Source organism: Nocardia sp. NPDC051990 (genome assembly GCF_040680755.1).
Classification (GTDB): domain Bacteria; phylum Actinomycetota; class Actinomycetes; order Mycobacteriales; family Mycobacteriaceae; genus Nocardia.
The window spans coordinates 629,888-650,619 of the sequence record NZ_JBFAXH010000001.1; the positions used below are offsets into that span (position 1 = coordinate 629,888).

Sequence of the window (20,732 nt, forward strand, 5' to 3'; positions counted from 1 at the left end):
CTACTCGACGACCACGATCCGCACGTTCTCGTCCGCCGCGTCGGTTGGCTCGTCCACAGCGACGAACCAGTGGCTGACCTCGCCGTCGGCCAGATCATCCGCGATCTCGTCCGCGCCGGGCAGCACCGACAACGCACCGGCGATGGCCGCCGCCATGCACTCCAGGAGTGCGACTCGACCCGAGACGGCGGTGGTGAATGTCGTCGACTCGTAATCGATGTCGTATTCCGAGCGCACCCGCTCGGCCTGTTCGAGCGCCTCGGTCTGACTGAAGGCGCGTGCCGTGCCGTCGGCCGCGAGGACCACGAAGGCCGGGTGTTCCTCGCCGAGCGGGCGCACCCGATCCGCGTAGGAGACCGGATGCACCGGGGCGGCGGTTAATTCGGCCTGCACCGCCGGATCGCTCGGCACCAGCCAGTTGATCGGGCCATCGACCGGTTCCAGCGTGATACCGAAAATGGCTCCGGCGGTGACCATTTCGGCGGTGGTCAGATCACCGGCGAACAGGCAGGCGGCACCGGCCTTCTGGATGGCCCAGACCGCGACCACCGCATCCACCGAACGCGGCAGCGCCTGGGCCACCACGTCGCCGGGTCCGACACCGTGTGCGATGAGCACCCGGGCCAGTTGCGAGGAACGGCGATCCAGCACGTGGTAGGCAATTTCGTCGCCGTCCACCAGCAGCGCGGGTGCCTCGGGATCCGCCTCGACCACCTCGGCGAGCACCCGCGACACCGTGCGTGCCCCGACCCGGCCCACCGGTTCCAACACGGGCGCCGCGGCCCCGATACCGGATTCCACGAGCAGTTGAGCCCGCTCACCGGCATCGAGGATATCGATATCGCCGACCAGCCCGGCGGGATCGCCGATCAGTGCGTCCAGTACCCGGATCAGCCTGGTGGACAGGGTTTCCACCTCATCGGCGGTGAACCGGTTGATGAGGTACTCGAGGGTGAACTCGAGCGTGGACTCCGCGGTCACCTGCAGGGTGAGCGGGTAGTGCGTCGCGCTGTCCACACCGACATCGGTCACCGACATGCCATCGATCGAACTCGCCGCGGCGATCGCCTCCCGATCGATCGGGTACGACTCGAACACCAACAGGGTGTCGAAGTGCGAGGCGATTCCGGCGGCCCGCTGGATATCGGCGAGGCCGACGTAGTGGTGATCGAGCAGGTCGGCCTGGTCGCGCTGCAACCGCTCGAGCTGATCGCCGATGGCCGCGCGGTCATCGATACGCACCCGCACCGGAAGCGTATTGATGAACAGACCAACCATCGACTCCACGCCGGTCAGTTCGGCGGGCCGACCCGACACCGTGGCGCCGAACACCACATCGGCGCGGCCGGTGAGCCTGCCGAGCAGGATGCCCCAGGCCGCCTGCACCAGGGTGTTGACCGTAATGCCGAGTCCGGCGCAGTGCTTGGTCAGCTGACGGGTGCGGTCGACGTCGATCCGGGTGATCAGTTTCGCGGTCTCGTAGGTCTCGGCCGTCCGGGCGGGCACGGCCAATTCGGTCGGTTCGGTCGCGCCGTCGAAGGCCTCGGCCCAGACCCGCAACGACGCGTCCTCGTCGCGCGTGGCGAGCCAGTCCAGGAAGTCCCGGTATGAGGAGACCTGCGGCAGTGCCGACTGATCACCACGAGTCGCGTAGAGCACCAACAGATCCCGCATCAGCAGCGGCATCGACCAGCCGTCGAGCAGTACGTGATGCGTGGTGATCGCCAGTGACCATTGCTCGGCCGCGGTGCGCAACAGCGTGTAGCGCACCAGCGGCGGGGTGGACATATCGAAGCGTTCCGCATGGTCCGCCTCGATCCGGCGACGCAGTTCCGCGTCCCGCTCCGCCTCCGGCAGTTCGGTGAGATCCACGACGCGCCAAGGCACTTCGACCCGATCGAGCACGACCTGCCGGACCTGACCGGTGGAGTCGGTGACGAATGCGGTGCGCAGATTCGGGTACCGATCCAGGATCGCCTGCGCGGCCGCGTTCAGCCGCGCCACATCCACCGTTCCGGCCAGCCGCACCACGGCCTGGATGGTGTAGATGTCCAGGGTGGCCGAGGTCATCAGCGCGTGGAAGAGCAGACCGGACTGCAGCGGCGAGACAGGCCAGACATCATCGAGGCCCGGGTAGGTCCGTTCCCACAGATCGATATCGGCCTGGCCGACCTGCACCAGCGGCAGATCCGACGGCGTATGACCACCGGCATCCGGCCGCCGCGCGTGCACGGCAAGCGCGGTGAGCGCGCCGACCCACAGGTCCGCCAACTCCTGCACCTGCTCCGGGGACAGCAGACCGACCGGGAACTCGAAGGTGGCCAGCAGCCGTGGACCATCTTCCTCGGTGCCGACGGTCACCGCGATATCGAGCGCCCCGTTCGCGGGCATCGCGGCATCCCGCTCGGTCTTGACCGCCACTTCCTGGTACCGGAAGCCGACCTGACCTGCCGGCGGCAGTTGCAGCAGCCCGTGGCCGACGCCCTGATCCGGCACCGCGCGCAGCTGTTCCTTCACCGACTTGATGACCGAACCGGCGGCATCGCCGCCGTCGAACGCGTCGGCCAGATCGATCCCGCCCAGCATGAGCCGGGCCGGGTAGACGGCGGTGAAAGCACCCACGGTGCGCGACAATTCGGCACCGGGGACCGCCACCCTTCCGTCACCGTCGAGCCGGATCAGCACTTCCGATCCGTGCTGTGCACCGCGCCAGCGCAGCAGCGCCATGGCCAATGCCGACAGCAGCCCGTCCGGCACGCCGCCGTGGAATCGGGTCGGAACCGTGGTGAGCAGTACCTCGGAGATCTCCGCGGGCACCTCGACGCGAACCCGTCGCGTGGTGGCGACGGTATCCAACGCCGGATCGAAGGCCCGCGCACCGAGCAGCGGCTCAGATGTGGCCGCAACCTCTTGCCAGAACGGCAGTTCGGCGGTGCGGCCACTCGCCTGCTCGGTCAGGCCGTAGGCCCAGCGCCGCAGCGAGGTACCGACCTCCGGCAGGGCGACCTGGTCGTCGGCGATCAGGGCGAGCAGATCGCCGGCCAGGATGCCGAGGGACTTCGGATCGGCCGCGAAGCCGTGCACCACGACGAGCAGGAAGTTGCCGCCGTCGAGGCGGTCAGCCGTACAGCGCACGAACTGTGCGAGCACACCGTTGGCCGGATCGAGGCGATCCGCCGCGGCCGCGCGTTCGTTATCGGCGAGCCGCATGAGCTCGTCATAGCCGTAGTCCTCGTCGAGGGTGGTATCGAAGGCGACCTCGTGCACCAGCGCATCGATATCGATGGCACCGCGCTCCAGCGCTTCGAATTCCCAGCCCTCGCCCGCCGGGCGCAAGCGTGTGCGCAGCGCATCATGCCGGTCGACCAGGGCGGCGATCGCCGCACGCAGCCGATCCCCATCGAGTTCGCTCGGCAGTGCCACCGCCGTCTCGTAGGAGAAGCGCTGGTACGCCGTGCCGTTCGCCAGCACCGCCGCGATGCTCGGCGGCAGCGGGATCTCGCCGATGCCACCGCCTGGCAGTTCGGCCACGGTCGCCTGCCGCAGATCGGCGGTCGAGGTGGCGATCGCGGCGAGTCCGGCGACGCTGCGCCGGTCGAAGACGTCGCGCACGGAGAACACCACACCGAGTGCTTTCGCCCGCGATACCAGCTGGATCGACAGGATGCTGTTACCGCCGAGTGCGAAGAAGTCGTCGTCGGCGCCGATCCGTTCGATGCCGAGCACATCGGCGAACACACCGGCCACGATCTGCTCGACCGGGGAGACCGGCGCGCGGAATGCGGCATGTTCGAAGGTGGGCTCCGGCAACGCCTTTCGATCGAGCTTGCCGTTCGCATTGAGCGGCAGGGCCTCGAGCTCCAGGAAGACGCTCGGCACCATGTACGACGGCAACTCGGCGGCCAACGCCGATTGCAGCGCGGGCTTATCGAGCTCGCCGGTGGCCGAAACCACATAGGCGACCAGTCGGTCACCGAGCGTCGGGTCGGTATGCGCGAGCACCGCGGCCGAGGTGATCGCGGCCTGCCGCAGCAAGGCCGCCTCGATCTCGCCCAGTTCGATCCGGAAGCCGCGGATCTTCACCTGGAAGTCGGTGCGGCCGCGGTACTCCAGTTCACCGGCGGCATTCCAGGCCACCAGGTCACCGGTGCGGTACATCCGAGCACCGGATTCGAACGGGTCGGCCACGAACCGCTCCGCGGTCAGATCGACCCGCCCGAAGTAACCGCGCGCCAATTGCGCACCGGCCAAATACAACTCACCCGAAACACCCACCGGCACCGGACGCAACCGCGCATCCAGCACATAGACACGGCTGTTCCACTCCGGGGCACCGATCGACACCGAGACGGTATCCGCATCGGTCACCTCGTGGTTGGTGATCGAGACCGCGGCCTCGGTCGGGCCGTAGAGGTTGAACAGGGTGGCCGCGTTCGACTCCCGGAACCGCTGCGCCGTCGCCGCGGGCAGCGCCTCACCGATGGCGAGCACCCGGCGCAACGACTCGGGCAGCTGCCCGTCCGATTCGGTCAGCAGGGCATCCAACATCGACGGCACCACATGCAAGGTGGTGACGGCGGCATCACGCATCAGCCTGTTGAGGTAGGACGGATCGCGATGCCCGTCGGCGGACGCGATGACCAGTCGGCCACCGGAAACCGCCGCCGACCAGAACTCCCACAACGACAGGTCGAACGTCGCGGCCGTCTTCAGCAGTACCGCGTCCGCGGCGCCGAGGCCGAATTCGGCAGTCTTCCACAGCAACTGGTTGACAATGGCCGCATGCGGCACCGCGACGCCCTTGGGGCGGCCGGTCGAACCGGAGGTGAAGATCACGTACGCCGTATTCGCCGCGTGCAATGGCGCGATCCGCTCCGCATCCGTGATCGGCGCGTCCGCGACATCCGCGAGTGCGTCCATCCGGACCACCTCGGTCACCGAGGTCTGGAAATCGGTGTCAGCGTTGGTCACCACACACAGTGGCCGAGCGGTCTCGAGAATGTAGTCGGTCCGCTCACCCACCTGATCCGGATCCAGCGGCACGTACGCGCCACCGGCCTGGGTCACCGCGTACATCGCGACCACCAGGTCCACCGAGCGGCGCAGCGCGAGCGCCACTCGCGCTTCCGGTCCGACACCCAGCGAAATCAGGTGCCGGGCAAGCTGATTCACCCGAGCAGCGAGCTCGCCATAGGCGACGGCGGTGCCGTCGTCGCCGACCAGCGCCACCGCGTCGGGCGTGGCCGCAACGGTTCGATCCAGCAGCGACGCCAGCGTCGCGGACGAGTCCACCTGGTGCGCTGTCGCATTCCGGCCGGAGACCAGTGCGCGGCGTTCGTCGGCGGCCATGATCTCGAGATCGCCGACCGCGGTGCGCGGCGCCGCGATGATCTCCGTGAGCACGCGGGCAAAGCGATCGGCGAACCCACGGACGGTATCGGAGTCGAACAGGTCAGTCGCGTAGGTGAAGTACCCGCCGATACCGGACGCAATGCCATCCTCGTCGTAGCTGTCCGCCACGATCAGATGCAGATCGAACTGCGACAACTGGGTGTCGATATCGAATCCGGCCACCGTGAGTCCGGGCAGTTCCAGTCTGGTCCGCGCCAGGTTCTGGAACGACAGACCCACCTGGAACAGCGGATGCCGCGCCTGCGACCGCACCGGGTTCAGCACCTCGACCAACCGCTCGAACGGCACATCCGCATGCGCGAACGCCTGGATATCCGTTTCGCGCTGCCGGCCGAGCAGCTCGGTGAACGGCTCGTCGCGATCCAGCTGGGTACGGAATACCAAGGTATTCACGAACATGCCGATCAGATCGTCGAGTGCGGCCTCACCACGGCCGGCCATCGGGGTGCCGATCGCGATGTCATCGGTGCCCGAGAGCCGCGAGAGCAGTACCGCGAACGCGGTGTGCACCACCATGAACAACGTCGCGCCCTCGGCGCGGGCCAGACCGACCAGCGCACGATGGGTTTCCGCGTCGATGCTCAGCTCGACCTTGCCGCCGGTGAAGGACTGCACGGCTGGACGCGGACGATCCGAGGGCAGATCCAGCTGATCCGGCACATCCGCCAATGCCGACCGCCAGTAGGCGATCTGCTTGGCCGCCAACGACTCCGGATCGTCCTCGCTGCCGAGCAGCTCGCGCTGCCAGATGGCGTAGTCCGCGTACTGCACCGGCAGCGGCGCCCACGTCGGGGATTCGCCGACCGAGCGGGCCGCGTACGCCGTCATCAGATCCCGGGTCAACGGGCCCATCGACGAACCGTCACCCGCGATGTGGTGCACAACGAGCACCAGCACGAACTCGGCTGGGGCAGGAGCGGAGCCTGCGGAAGGATCCGACGGCACAGCGGCGGGTGCGTCCATCACCTGGAACAGCTCGACCCGCACCGGCACCTCGGTGGTGACGTCGAACGGCGCCGCCATCACCGCGATCACCGTGGATTCCAGCTCGGCGGCCGCGATCGGCCGCAGCTCCAGCGGCGGAACGGCCTGCGCCGCCGGCAGAATCACCTGCGCCGGGGCACCTGCGGTCTCCGGGTACACCGTCCGCAGAATCTCGTGCCTGCCGACCAGATCCGCCATCGCCGCCCGCAGCGCATCGACATCCAGCGCACCGGTCAGCCGGACCGCGATGGGCAGGTTGTAGGCCGCCGACTCGGTGTCGAAACGGTTCAGGAACCACATCCGCTGCTGCGCCAGCGACAACGGCACCGGATCCGGCCGCGCGGCGGCGACCAGCGCCCGCCGCTCGCCGACACCGGACAGCTGCTCCAGCTTCACCGCGAGGGCCGCCACGGTGGGCGCCTCGAACAGCGCGCGCACCGGCACCCGCCCACCGATCGCGGCGCTCAACCGGCCGACCACCTGGGTGGCGACCAGCGAGTTGCCGCCGAGCGCGAAGAAGTCGTCGTCGGCACCGACACGCTCGATACCGAGCACATCGCCGAAGACGCCCGCCACGATCTCCTCCACCGGCGTTGCCGGGGCACGGAATTCGCGACTGGTGAAGCTCGGTTCGGGCAGCGCCTTGCGGTCGAGCTTGCCGCTCGAATTCAGCGGGAAGGCGTCGAGCACGACGATGGCCGCCGGAACCATGTATGCCGGAAGCGCATCCGATACCGCGGCCAGCAGCTCCCGCTGGTCGGTCGACTGTCCCGGGGCCGGGACCACGTACGCGACCAACTGATCACCCAGCGTCGAGGCGGCCACCAGCGCCACCGCCTGGCTCACCGCGGCATGTGCCAGCAGCGCCGTCTCGATCTCGCCGAGCTCGATCCGCTGACCGCGGAACTTCACCTGGAAGTCGGTGCGCCCCAGGTATTCCAGGCGCTGACCCGCACCCGCGGGAGCACGCCATACCACCAGGTCGCCGGTGCGGTACATCCGCTCGCCGGGCGCGAACGGGTTGGCCACGAAGCGATCCGAGGTCAGATCCGGGCGCGCGACGTAACCGCGGGCCAGCTGATCACCGGCCAGGTACAGCTCACCGGCGACGCCGGCGGGCACCGGCCGCAGCCGCGAATCCAAGACGAACACCTGAGTGTTCCACTGCGGCAAGCCGATCGGCACGGTACGCACATCGGTATCGCGCGCGGGCCAGTAGGTCACCGACACCGCAGCCTCCGTCGGCCCGTACAGGTTGTGCAGTACCGCGTCCGAAACGGCCCGCCACGCGGTCACCGTTTCCGGCGGCAGCGCCTCACCGATCACGAATACGTCCCGCAGGGTCGGGCAGGAGCCTGCTGCCAGCTGTGCGGCGAACACCGTCAGCATGGACGGCACGAAGTCGGTGACCGTAACCCCGTGCGCGGCGATCGCATCCGCCACGTAGACCGGGTCACGATGGCCGTCGTGGGTGGCGACCACCAGCTTCGCGCCCGCGCGCAGTGGCATGAAGTAGCCCCACAGCGACACATCGAACGTGGTCGCGGTCTTCTGCAAGTACACGTCATCCGGGCCGAGCGGGTACTCCGCGAGCATCCATTCGATCTGGTTGTTGATCGCCCCGTGCGATACCGCGACGCCCTTCGGACGACCGGTCGAACCCGAGGTGAAGATGACATAAGCCGGGTTGTCCTCGGTGACCGGGCGCAGCAGCTCACCGGGTTCGATCGGCGCGGACGAGAACCCGTCCAGCTCCAGCGAATCCAGTTCGAGCACCGGGATGTCCGCCGGGACCGGCACCGCGTCGGCCGCGGTGGTGACCACGCACGCGGGCTGGGCGGTATCCAGGATGTGCGCGATTCGCTCCGCCGGATGATCTGGATCCAGCGGTACATACGCGCCACCGGCCGCGACGATCGCGTACATGCCGACGACCAGATCGAGCGAGCGCCGAACGGCGAGACCGACCAGCGACTCGGCACCGACACCCCGCGAAATCAACAGGCGGGCAAGCTTGTTCACCCGTTCGTCGAATTCGCGGTAGGTGAGTTCAGCGCCCTCGTACACCACCGCGACGGCATCCGGACGCGTCGCGGCGGCGCGCCGGTACCCGTCGAGCAGCAGCTCGGGCACCACCGGACGCGTGGTGGCGTTCCAGCCGGCCAGCATCCGTTCCCGCTCCACCGGAGTGAGCAGCTCGAGCTCGCCTACCACCGTGCGCGGCGCGGTGATGATCTCGCCGAGCAGCCTGGTGAACCGGTCCGCGAACCCTTCGACCGTGCTTCGGTCGAACAGGTCGGTGGCGTAGGTGAATATGCCGCTGATGCCCGCCGGAGCACCGGACTCGTCGTACAGGTCGGTGAGGATCAGGTGCAGATCGAACTGCGACAGGCGGGTATCGAACTCCACGGCGGAGACCGTGAGATCCGGCAATTCCAAGGTGGTCTGGGCCAGGTTCTGGAACGACAGACCCACCTGGAACAGCGGATGCCGCGCCTGCGACCGCACCGGGTTCAGCACCTCGACCAACCGCTCGAACGGCACATCCGCATGCGCGAACGCCTGGATATCGGTTTCGCGCTGCCGCCTGAGCAGATCCGTGAACGGCTCGGCCGAATCCAGTCGGGTCCGGAACACCAACGTATTGATGAATGTGCCGATCAGATCGTTCAGCGCGGCCTCACCTCGGCCCGCCATCGGCGTACCGATCGCGATGTCCTGCGTGCCGGACAACCGCGACAGCAGGACGGCCAGCGCCGTGTGCACCACCATGAACAGCGTCGCGCCCTCGGCCTGCGCCACCTCGCCGAGACCGCGGTGGGTATCGGCGTCTATGCGCACCGCGACGGTGCCACCGGCGAAGGACTGCACCGCGGGCCGCGGACGATCCGCGGGCAGGTCCAACTGCTCCGGCAGCTCGGCCAGCGCGGTCCGCCAGTAGGCGACCTGCTTGGACATCAGCGAATCCGGATCGTCCTCGTTGCCGAGCAGCTCGCGCTGCCAAATGCTGTAATCCGCGTACTGGACCGCCAGTGGCGCCCAGTTGGGTGCGACACCCGCCGAGCGCGCCGCGTACGCCGTCATCAGATCGCGCGTCAGCGGTCCCATCGAGGAGCCGTCACCGGCGATGTGATGCACGACCATCGCGATCACGAACTCGGGAGCCGAACTCTCGGTTTCGATCTCGAACAACCGCACCCGCACCGGCACCTCGGCGGTGACGTCGAACGGCGCCGAAATCAACTCGACCACGGCGGATTCGACCTGATCGGGGGTGACCGTCCGGATGTCCAGCTCCGGAATCGCCTGTCCCACCGGCAGAATCAGCTGCACCGGTCCCGATTCGGTCTCCGGGTAGATGGTGCGCAAGACCTCGTGCCTACGCACCAGATCCGTGATCGCGGCGCGCAGTGCGTCCACATCGAGCGCGCCGGTCAGTCGCACCGCGATCGGGACGTTGTAGGCCGCGGACTGGGTGTCGAAGCGGTTGAGGAACCACATCCGCTGCTGGGCCAGCGACAGCGGAATCTGTTCCGGCCGTGGACCGGCGACCAGGGCGTGCCGCCCATGCCCGTCGGCCTGCTGCTCGACCCGGATGGCCAGTGCGCCGACAGTCGGCGCCTCGAACAGCAGCCGCACCGGGACACGGGTGTTCAGTGCCGCGCCGAGGCGGGCCGCGACCTGGGTCGCGAGCAGCGAGTTGCCGCCCCACGCGAAGAAGTCGTCATCCAGGCCGAGCTGGCGCGCATGCGCTCCGGAACCGAGGTGCAGCACCTCGGCGAAGGTGTTCGCGACGATCTCCTCGATCGGGGTGACCGGCGCGCGGAAGACCGCCTTCTCGAAGGTGGGCTCCGGCAGCGCCTTGCGATCCAGCTTGCCGTTCGCGTTCAACGGCAGCACATCGAGCGCGATAAAGACCGTCGGCACCATGTAGGACGGCAACTCGGCGGCCAATGCCGATTGCAGCTGCCCGTTGTCGAGTTCACCGGATCGGGTCACCACATAGGCGACCAGCCGGTCACCCAGATTCGGGTCGGTGTGTGCGAGCACCGCCGTGGCCGAAACCTCGGGCTGCCGCAACAGGGCCGCCTCGATCTCACCGAGCTCGATCCGGAAGCCGCGGATCTTCACCTGGAAGTCGGTGCGGCCGCGGTACTCCAGCTCACCGGCGGCATTCCAGGCCACCAGGTCACCAGTCCGGTACATCCGGGCGCCCGCGCCGAACGGGTTGGCCACGAAGCGATCCGCGGTCAGATCCACGCGTCCGAAGTACCCGCGCGCCAATTGCGCACCGGCCAGATACAACTCACCGGAGACACCGACCGGAACCGGACGCAGCCGCGAATCCAGCACGTACACCTGGCTGTTCCACTCCGGGCCACCGATCGGCACCGACACGGTGTCGGCATCGGTGACGGTGTGCGCGGTGATCGACACCGCGGCCTCGGTGGGGCCGTACAGGTTGAACAGCTCGGCCGCGTTGTCCAGCCGGAAGCGCTGTGCGGTCATCGCGGGCAGCGCCTCACCGATCGCCAGCACCCGCCGCAACGACGGCGGCAGGTGGCGACCGGATTCGGTGAGCAGCGCGTCGAGCATCGACGGCACCACATGCAGTGTCGTGACGCCGGTGGAACGCATCAGATCGTTGAGGTAGGCGGGATCGCGATGACCATCGGCGTCGGCGATGACCAGACGACCACCGCAGACGGCGGCCGACCAGAACTCCCAGACCGACAGGTCGAAGGTGGCCGCAGTCTTGAGCAGCACCGCGTCATCGGCACCGAGGCCGAATTCGGCGGTCTTCCACAGCAACTGGTTGACGATCGCCGCATGCGGCACCGCAACGCCCTTCGGCTGGCCGGTGGAGCCCGACGTGAAGATCACATACGCCGTATTCGCCGCAGCCAGCGGACGCAGCCGCTCAGCGTCGGAGATCGCACCGGCCGCGACGCCGGACAGATCCAGCTCGTCGATCGACACCACCTCGGTCACGGCGCTGTCGAAAGCGTCGCGGCCGGTGGTCAGCACGCAGACCGGTGCCGCGGTGCGCAGGATGTAGTCGGTGCGCTCGGCGGGCTGATCGGGATCGATCGGCACATACGCCGCACCCGATTTCGCCACCGCGTACATGGCGACGACGAGATCCACCGAGCGCCCGATGGCCAGCGCCACTCGGTCCTCGGCACCCACACCGAGGGTGATCAGGTGGCGCGCAAGGCGGTTGGTCCTGGCAGCCAATTCGGCGTAGGTGAGCGTCGTGTCGTCGGCAACCAGCGCCACCGCATCCGGGCTCGCCGCCACCGTGGCGTCCAACAGCGACACCAGCGTGGTCGAGGCGTCGATATCGAGTGGATGCGCGGTGTCGTTCCATCCGCCCAGAATTCGCGCGTTCTCGGCGGGTGAGAGCAGATCGATCTCGCCGACCCGCACATCCGGATCGGCCAATACGGCATCGAGCACCAAGACGAAGCGGTCGGCGAAGCCCTGCACCGTCGCCTCATCGAACAGGTCGATGGCATAACCGAATTCGGTGAGAATCTGGGCGGGCGTGCCGTCCTCGGCGTAGCGGTCGTACAGCGTGACGTGCAGATCGGTCTTGGCCAGCTGCGAATCGAAGTTCACCGCGCTGACCGACAGGCCGGGCAGCGTAAAGGTGGTCTCGGCCAGGTTCTGGAACGAAAGTCCCACCTGGAACAGCGGATTGCGTGCGGTCGAGCGCTCCGGGTTGAGCACCTCGACCAACCGCTCGAACGGCACATCGGCGTTCGCGAACGCCTCCAAGTCCCGCTCGCGCACATCGGCGAGCAGGTCGGCGAAGGTATCACCGGGCTTGATGTTCGTACGGAACACCAAGGTGTTGACGAACATACCGATCAGATCGTCGAGCTCACGTTCACCGCGACCCGCGATCGGTGTGCCGACCGCGATGTCGTCGGTACCCGAAAGCCGCGCAAGCAGGACGGCCAGCGCCGCGTGCACGACCATGAACAGCGAGGCGTGATTGGCCCGCGCCAGCTCATGCAGCTTGGCGTGCTTGTCCGGTGCGATCTCGAAACGAATCGCCTTGCCCTGGAACGACTGTGCTGGCGGGCGCGGCCGGTCGGCGGGCAACTCCAGCTGATCGGGCATACCCGCGAGCGCGGACTGCCAGTAGGCGACCTGCTGTGCCGCGAGCGATTCCGGATCCTCCTCGGAGCCGAGCACCGCACGCTGCCACAGCGCGTAATCGGCGTATTGCACCGGCAGCGGCTGCCACTGCGGGATCTCGCCCTGGGCCCGCGCCACATACGCCGCCATGACATCGCGCGCCAGCGGACCCATCGACGAACCATCGGCCGCGACATGGTGCACCGTGAACGCCAGTACGTGATCCTGCTCGGCGAGCCGGAACAGGGCCACCTTCAGTGGCACCTGCACAGTGACATCGAAGGTGGTGAGCGCGAATTCGATCACCGTGCCCACCAGGTCCGACTCCGAGATATCGATGACGGTCAGCTCCGGGGTGGCCTGATCGGCGGGCAGGATCACCTGGTGCGGGCCACTGGCCGAACTCGGGTAGGTGGTCCGCAGCACCTCGTGCCGGGCGAATACGTCGCCGAGCGCCTGCTCCATTGCCGCCACATCCAGCGCGCCGGACAACCGCACCGCGAGCGGAATATTGTCCACGGCCGAGGTGGTCGTATCGAACTGGTTGAGGAACCAGTACCGCTGCTGCGCGGGCGAGAGCGGCACCCGGGCCGGGCGCTCCCCCGCGACCAGCCGCGGCCGGCTGCGGCCGGATCCGGCATTGTGTTCGGCCTTGGCCGACAGCGCGGCGACGGTCGACGCCTCGAACAGATCGCGGACCGCGAGCTGGGTATCCAGCGCCGCGCCGATGCGCGCGGTCACCTGGGTGGCCAGCAGCGAGTTGCCGCCGAGTTCGAAGAAGTCGTCGTCGAGGCCGACGCGCGCGACCCCGAGCACATCGCTGAAGACGCCCGCCACGATCTCCTCGATCGGGGTGGACGGTGCGCGGAACACCTTCGCCTCGAACACCGGCGCGGGCAGCGCCTTGCGATCCAGCTTGCCGGAGGCGTTGAGCGGGAACGCGTCCAGGACGACGAAGGCCGTCGGCACCATGTACGCCGGCAGCTCACCCGCGAGTTCGGCACGCACCTGGTCGATATCGACCGCACGATCCGCCGCCGCGATCACATAGCCGACCAGCTGATCGCCGAGGCGGTCATCGGAGCGGACCACCACGGCCGCCTGCGCGATCGGCTCCAGCGCGGTGAGCGCCGATTCGATCTCGCCGAGTTCGATACGCAGACCGCGCAGCTTCACCTGGAAGTCGGTGCGGCCCAGGTATTCCAACTCACCACTGGCGGTCCAGGTGACGAGGTCACCGGTGCGGTACATCCGCGCGCCGGTGCCGAACGGGTTGGCGACGAAGCGATCCGCGGTCAGATCCGGACGCGCCACATAGCCGCGCGCCAGCTGATCGCCCGCGAGGTACAGCTCACCTGCGACACCGACCGGAACCGGGTGCAGCCGCGAATCCAGCACGTACACCTGGGTGTTGAACACCGGAGCGCCGATCGGGACCGAGACGGTATCGGCATCGGTCACCTCGTGATAGGTGACGTCGACCGCGGCCTCGGTCGGACCGTACAGGTTGTGCAGCCAGACACCGGTCAGCTCGCGCAACCGCTGTGCGGTCACCGCGGGCAGCGCCTCACCGGAGGCGAAAACATTACGCAGGTCGAAGCATTCGCCCACCCGATCGTCGGCCACGAAGACCGACAGCAAGGACGGCACGAAGTGCACTGTGGTGACCTGCTCGTCGGCAATGGTGCGCACCAGGTAGGCCGGATCGCGATGGCCGTCCGGCCGCGCGATGACCAGGCGCGCGCCGACCTGCAGCGGCCACCAGAATTCCCATACCGACACATCGAAGGTGGCGGGGGTCTTCTGCAGCACCACATCGCCGCGATCCAGCCCGTATTCGGCCTGCATCCACACCAGGCGGTTGACGATCGCGGCATGGCTGACCGCGACCCCCTTCGGCCGACCGGTCGAACCCGAAGTGAAGATCACGTACGCGGTATTCGACGGCCGCAGCGGCGCAAGACGTTCCGCATCGCTCAGCGGCTCGGCGGGGTATGCCGAGAGATCCAGTGCCGCGATATCCAGCGCCGTTGTGGTACCCGCGTCGAACTCGTCGGCGGCGGTGGTCAGCACGCAGACCGGCTGCGCGGTGTCGAGCACGTACCGGGTGCGGTCGGCCGGATGATCCGGATCCAGCGGCACATACGCGCCACCGGCCACGCTCACCGCGTACATGCCGATCACCAGCTCGAAGGACCGGCGCATGCCGAGCGCGACCATCGAATCGGGTCCGACACCCAGCGAAATCAGGTGCCGGGCCAAACGATTCACCCGAGCGGTGAAATCACCGTAGGACAGACTCGTCCCCTCGAACGTCAGCGCGGTCGCCTGCGGGCTCCGGGCCGCCTGCCTCTCGAACATCGAGACCAGCGTGGCCTGAGCATCGACGACCGCGGCCGTCTCGTTCCACTTTTCGAGCACCTTGCGACGCTCGTCGACATCGAGCAGCTCGACATCACCGACCGCGACGGCCGGATCCGCGACCACCGCATGCAGCAGGCGGACCAGGCGCTTGGCGACACCGGCGATCGTCTTCGCGTCGAACATATCGGTCGCGTAGGCGAATTCGGCGGTCATACCGTCCGCGTTCCCGGCCGCGTCGAACCGGTCGGCGAGGTTCAGGTGCAGATCGAACTTCGCGGTCACCACGTCGAGCGGCACACCGGCCACCTCGAGACCCGGGAGCTCGAACGACGCCTCACCGGTGTTCTGGAACGACAGCATCACCTGGAACAGCGGATGCCGGGCCTGCGAACGAGCCGGGTTGAGGATGTCGACCAGGCGCTCGAACGGCAGGTCGGCGTGGCCGAAGGCGGCCAGATCGGTTTCCCGTGCCCGCGCGACCACATCGGTGAAGGACGCACCCGCATCGACCGGCGTGCGCAACACGAGGGTATTGACGAACATGCCGATCGCATCGTCGAGCACGGCCTCACCGCGACCCGCGATCGCGGTGCCGATGGCGATATCGTCGCTGCCGGACAACCGCGACAACAGGGCAGCGAACGCCGCGTGCACCACCATGAACAGGCTCGCGCCATTCGCGCGGGCCAGCGCGTTGAGCTCGGTCAGCAACTGCGCGTCGATGCCGAATTCGTAGACATCACCGCGGTTGGACGCGACGGCCGGACGCGAACGATCCGATGGCAGATCCAGCTGGTCGGGCAGCCCGGCCAGATTCCGCGACCAGTACGCGACCTGCTGGGCGATCAGCGATTCCGGATCGTCCTCGGAGCCGAGGGTGTCGCGCTGCCAGAGCGCGAAATCGGCGTACTGCACCGGCAGCGGCGCCCAGGCAGGCGATTCGCCGCGGTTGCGGGCCGCGTAGGCGACCATCACATCGCGGGCCAGCGGACGCACCGACCAGCCGTCACCGGAAATGTGGTGCACCACCAAGACCAGCACGTGGGTGCCTGACATCGAGCCGTCTGTGTCTTCTGGTCGCTGCGCAGGCTCCGCTCCAGCGTCGTCTGGTCGCTGCGCAGGCTCCGCTCCAGCGTCGTCTGGTCGCTGCGCAGGCTCCGCTCCAGCCGGCGCCGCGAGCCGGAACAGCTTGGCGCGCACCGGAACATCGGCGGTCACGTCGAAGCCGGTCAGCACCAGCTCGCTGATGCGAGCGCGAATATCGGTCTCGGACACCACGACCGGGGTCAGGTCGAGGTGGACCTGACCGGTGGGCAGTACGACCTGCACACCGTGACCGTCCGCGGTCTCCGGGTAGACGGTGCGCAGCACCTCGTGCCGGTCCATCACATCGGTGACGGCCATGCGCAGCGCATCGGTGTCGAGTGCGCCGGTGAGCCGGACGGCCAGCGGAATGTTGTTGACGGCGGTCTGGTTGTCGAAGCGGTTGAGGAACCACATCCGCTGCTGGGCCAGCGACAGCGGAATCTGTTCCGGCCGTGGTCCGGCCGTCAGTTCTCGACGTCGGCCGCTACCCTGCTGCCCCTCCATCCGCGCGGCGAGCGCGGCGACATTCGGCGCCTCGAACAGCATCCGCACCGGAATGCGGGTGTCGAGTGCGGCGCCGAGGCGCGCGACCACCTGCGTGGCGATCAGCGAGTTGCCGCCGAGGTCGAAGAAGTCGTCGTCCAAGCCCACCGGACGCGCGCCGTCCGCGGTCAACAGACCCAGCACCTCGGCGAAGGTGTCGGCCACGATCTCTTCGATCGGGGTGGACGGTGCGCGGAATTCCTTGGCCTCGAAGGCGGGTTCGGGCAGCGCGCGGCGATCGAGTTTGCCGTTGGGGTTCAGCGGCATGGCATCGAGCACCATGAGCGCCGTGGGGACCATGTACGACGGAAGTTGCGCGGTCAGGTGCGTACGCAGTTCAGCTATGTCGACGGTGGCGCCATTCGCGGGCACCACGTAGCCGACCAGCTGATCACCGGTCCTGGCATCCGAACGCACCAGTGCCACGGCTTGGGCCACCGAATCGTGTGCGGTGAGGGCGGTTTCGATCTCCCCCAGCTCGATGCGCAGACCACGCAGCTTGACCTGGAAGTCGGTGCGGCCGCGGTATTCGATGGCACCGTCGGTGGCCCGGGTCACCAGGTCACCGGTGCGGTACATGCGAGCGCCCGGTGCGTCGAACGGGTTGGCCACGAAGCGATCCGCGGTCAGATCGGCACGACCGAAGTAGCCGCGCGCCAACTGCGCACCGGCCAAGTACAGCTCACCCGCGACACCCGGTGCGACCGGGTGCAAACGCGAATCCAGTACGTATGCCTGCGAATTCCACACCGGCAGGCCGATCGGCACCGCGCCGTCGACCTGGTCGGCCACCGGGCCGTGGGTCGCGTGGACAGTGAATTCGGTCGGGCCGTACAGGTTGTAGAGCTCGGCCGAGCTGACCCGGCGGATAGCGGTCGCAGCATCGGCGGTGAATGCCTCACCGGCAATGAGGAGTGCGCGCAGCGATGCCAGCGCGTCGCGACCCACGGCCGCGTCGACACTGCTCGCGAAGACGCTGAGCATCGAGGGCACGAACGAGGTCATGGTGACCCGTTCGGCCGCGATCACCTCGGCCAGGTACTGCGGGTCGCGATGGCCGTCCGGGCTCGCGACCACAATCCGACCACCGGTCGACAACGGGCCGAACAGTTCCCACACCGACACGTCGAAGGTCGCCGGGGTCTTGAACAACACCACGTCATCGGCACCGATGCCGTATTCACCGGTGATCCAACGGATCTGATTGACGACAGCGGCATGCGGCAGCGCCACACCCTTCGGCCGACCGGTCGAACCGGAGGTGAAGATGACGTACGCCGGATTGCTCGGCCGCAGCGGCGCGGTCCGCTCCGCATCGGTGACCGGCTCGTCCGAGTACTCGGACAAATCCAGATCATCGATGACGAGTGTGGGCAGACCGGTGCCGTCGAAGTCGTCACGCGAAGTGGTCAGTACACAGACCGGTGCCGCGGACTCGAGCACGTACCCGATCCGCTCCGCGGGCTGATCGAGATCGAGCGGCACATAACCGGCGCCGGCCTCGTGCACGGCGTAGGCCGCGACCACGAGGTCCACCGAGCGCCGCAGACCGAGTGCCACCAGGCTTTCCGGGCCGACCCCGCCCGCGATGAGGCGGCGGGCCAAGCGGTGCACGCGGGCACCGAATTCGGCGTAGTTCAGCGAGGTTCCGGTCGCCGGATCCACGATCGCGACCGCATCCGGCGTCGCCGCCGCCTGCCGGGCGAATTCGTCGACCAGTGTGCCGACCGCAGCGAGATCGCGCTCGGTGTCGTTCCAACCACGCAGTGCCAGTTCGGCTTCGTCCGCGTCGAGCAGATCGATATCACCGATGGCCCGATCCGGTTCGGTCGCGACGGCTCGCAGCAGCCGGTTGAACCGCTGTCCGAACGCCGCCATCGTGTCGGCGTCGAAAAGATCGGTGGCGTAGATCAATTCGGCGGCGATGCCCGATGGGGCGACGGTGGTACCGGCACCGTTGGTGGCGGTGATCGGGGTCGCGGTCTGCTCCGAAAGCACCAGCTGCAGATCGAATTTGGCCACATCGATCGGTAGATCGACCGCGCTGACCGTGAGTCCCGGAAGCTCCAGACTGTTCTGGCCGGTGTTCTGGAACGACAGCATCACCTGGAACAGCGGATGCCGCGCCTGCGAACGGGCCGGGTTCAGGATCTCCACCAGCCGCTCGAACGGCAGGTCGGCATGTCCGAATGCGCCGATATCGATGGCGCGCACGGTGCGCAGCAGTTCGGTGAAGGTGGCCGTGCCGTCGATCGGGGTCCGCAACACCAGGGTGTTGACGAACATGCCGATGAGATCGTCGAGCGCGCGCTCACCACGTCCGGCGATGGGCGTACCGATCGCGATATCTTCCTCGCCGGACAACCGCGACAGCAGCACAGCCAGCGCGGTGTGCGCGACCATGAACAATGTCGTACCCCGGGTACGCGCGAGTTCGGTGAGTTTGCCGTGGGTTTCGGCATCGATCTCGAAGACGTGCGTGGCACCGCGACCCGATGCCACCGCCGGACGCGGCCGGTCGGCGGGCAGGTCGAGCTGTTCGGGCAGGCCGCGCAGGGTCTCGGACCAGAATTCGATCTGCGCCGAGATCACCGATTCCGGATCGGATTCGGCGCCGAGCACCGCCCGCTGCCACAGCGCGAAGTCGGCGTACTGCACCTCGAGCGGCCGCCAGGCGGGCTCGCCGCCCTCGACGCGGGCCGCGTAGGCCGTCATCACATCGCGGGTGAGCGGCCCCATCGAGAAGCCGTCGGCCGAAATGTGGTGCACCACCAGGGCGAGCACATGTTCGGTCGGGCTGATCTCGAACAGCTTGGCCCGGAACGGAACTTCGGCGGTGACATCGAAGCCGGTCAGGATGACCTCCGCAACGCGCTGCGGCAGTTCGGCTTCGGTGACATCGATCGGCGTCAGATCCGGGATCACCCGGCCGGTGGAGACGGTCTGCTGGTAGGCGGTGCCGTCCTGTTCCGGGTAGAAGGTGCGCAGCGATTCGTGGCGGGCCAGCACATCGGCGACCGCGATCTGCAGTGCCTGCCGGTCGAGCAGACCGGACAGCCGCACCGCGGCCGGGATATTGTCCACGGCCGATTCCGGATCGAAGCGGTTGAGGAACCACATACGCTGCTGTGCCAGCGACAGCGGCACCCGCTCGGGGCGCTGCTGTGGCACCAGGGCCGTGCGCGCACCGGCACCGGCCCGCAACTCCGCGCGGGCCGCGAGGGCGGCCACCGTGGACGCCTCGAACAGTTCGCGGACACCGAAATCGGTATCCAGTGCGGCCGAGAGCCGGGCGGCGACCTGGGTGGCGCTCAACGAGTTGCCGCCGAGTGCGAAGAAGTCGTCGTCGAGGCCGACGCGTTCCAGGCCGAGCACATCGGCGTAGGTGGCCGCGATGATCTCCTCGACCGGCGTGGTCGGCGCGCGGAACACCGCGGCCTCGAATACCGGTGCGGGCAATGCCTTTCGATCCAGCTTGCCGGAGGCGTTGAGCGGGAAGGCATCGAGCACGATGACCACCGACGGGACCATGTACGCGGGCAACTGCCGCGCCAGATCCTCGCGCACCGACTCGATATCCAGGCGCAGGTTCGGCGTCGCGATGACATACGCGACGAGCTGATCGCCGGTGTGCTGATCACTGCGGACCACCACGATGGCCTGGGCGATCTCGTCCAGCGCGGTCAGCGCCGACTCGATCTCCCCGAGTTCGATACGCAGACCGCGCAGTTTCACCTGGAAGTCGGTGCGGCCCAGGTAATCCAGCTCACCGTCGGCCGTCCAGGCCGCCAGGTCGCCGGTGCGGTACATGCGCGCGCCATCGGTGGCGAACGGGTTCGCCACGAACCGATCACTGGTCAGATCCGGACGCGCGACATAACCGCGCGCCAGTTGGGTGCCCGCGAGATACAGCTCACCCGCGACACCGACCGGAACCGGACGCAACCGCGAATCCAGCACGTACACCTGGGTATTGAAGACCGGTGCACCGATCGGCACGGTGTCGGTATCGGTCGCGACCACCTCGTGGAAGGTGACGTCGACCGCGGCCTCGGTCGGGCCGTACAGGTTGTGCAGCGCCGCGCCGATCAGTTCGCGCAGGCGATGCGCGGGCTTGGGCGGTAGCGCCTCACCGGAGGCGAATACCAGCCGCAGCGAATCACAACGCACCGCGCGCGTCGGATCACTCAGTGCCG

At 67.9% G+C, this 20,732-nt stretch carries 1 protein-coding gene (cut by a window edge); it reads right to left on the reverse strand.

Annotated features, from left to right (window positions below; genetic code table 11):
- Nucleotides 1-20,732, reverse strand: the 3' end of a protein-coding gene (locus AB0L63_RS03055) for a non-ribosomal peptide synthase/polyketide synthase (RefSeq protein ID WP_364494015.1). Its footprint extends 23,275 nt past the window's final position; only the last 20,732 of its 44,007 coding nucleotides appear in the window; its start codon lies beyond the right edge, outside the window — the gene reads right to left on this strand; the stop codon is at nt 1-3.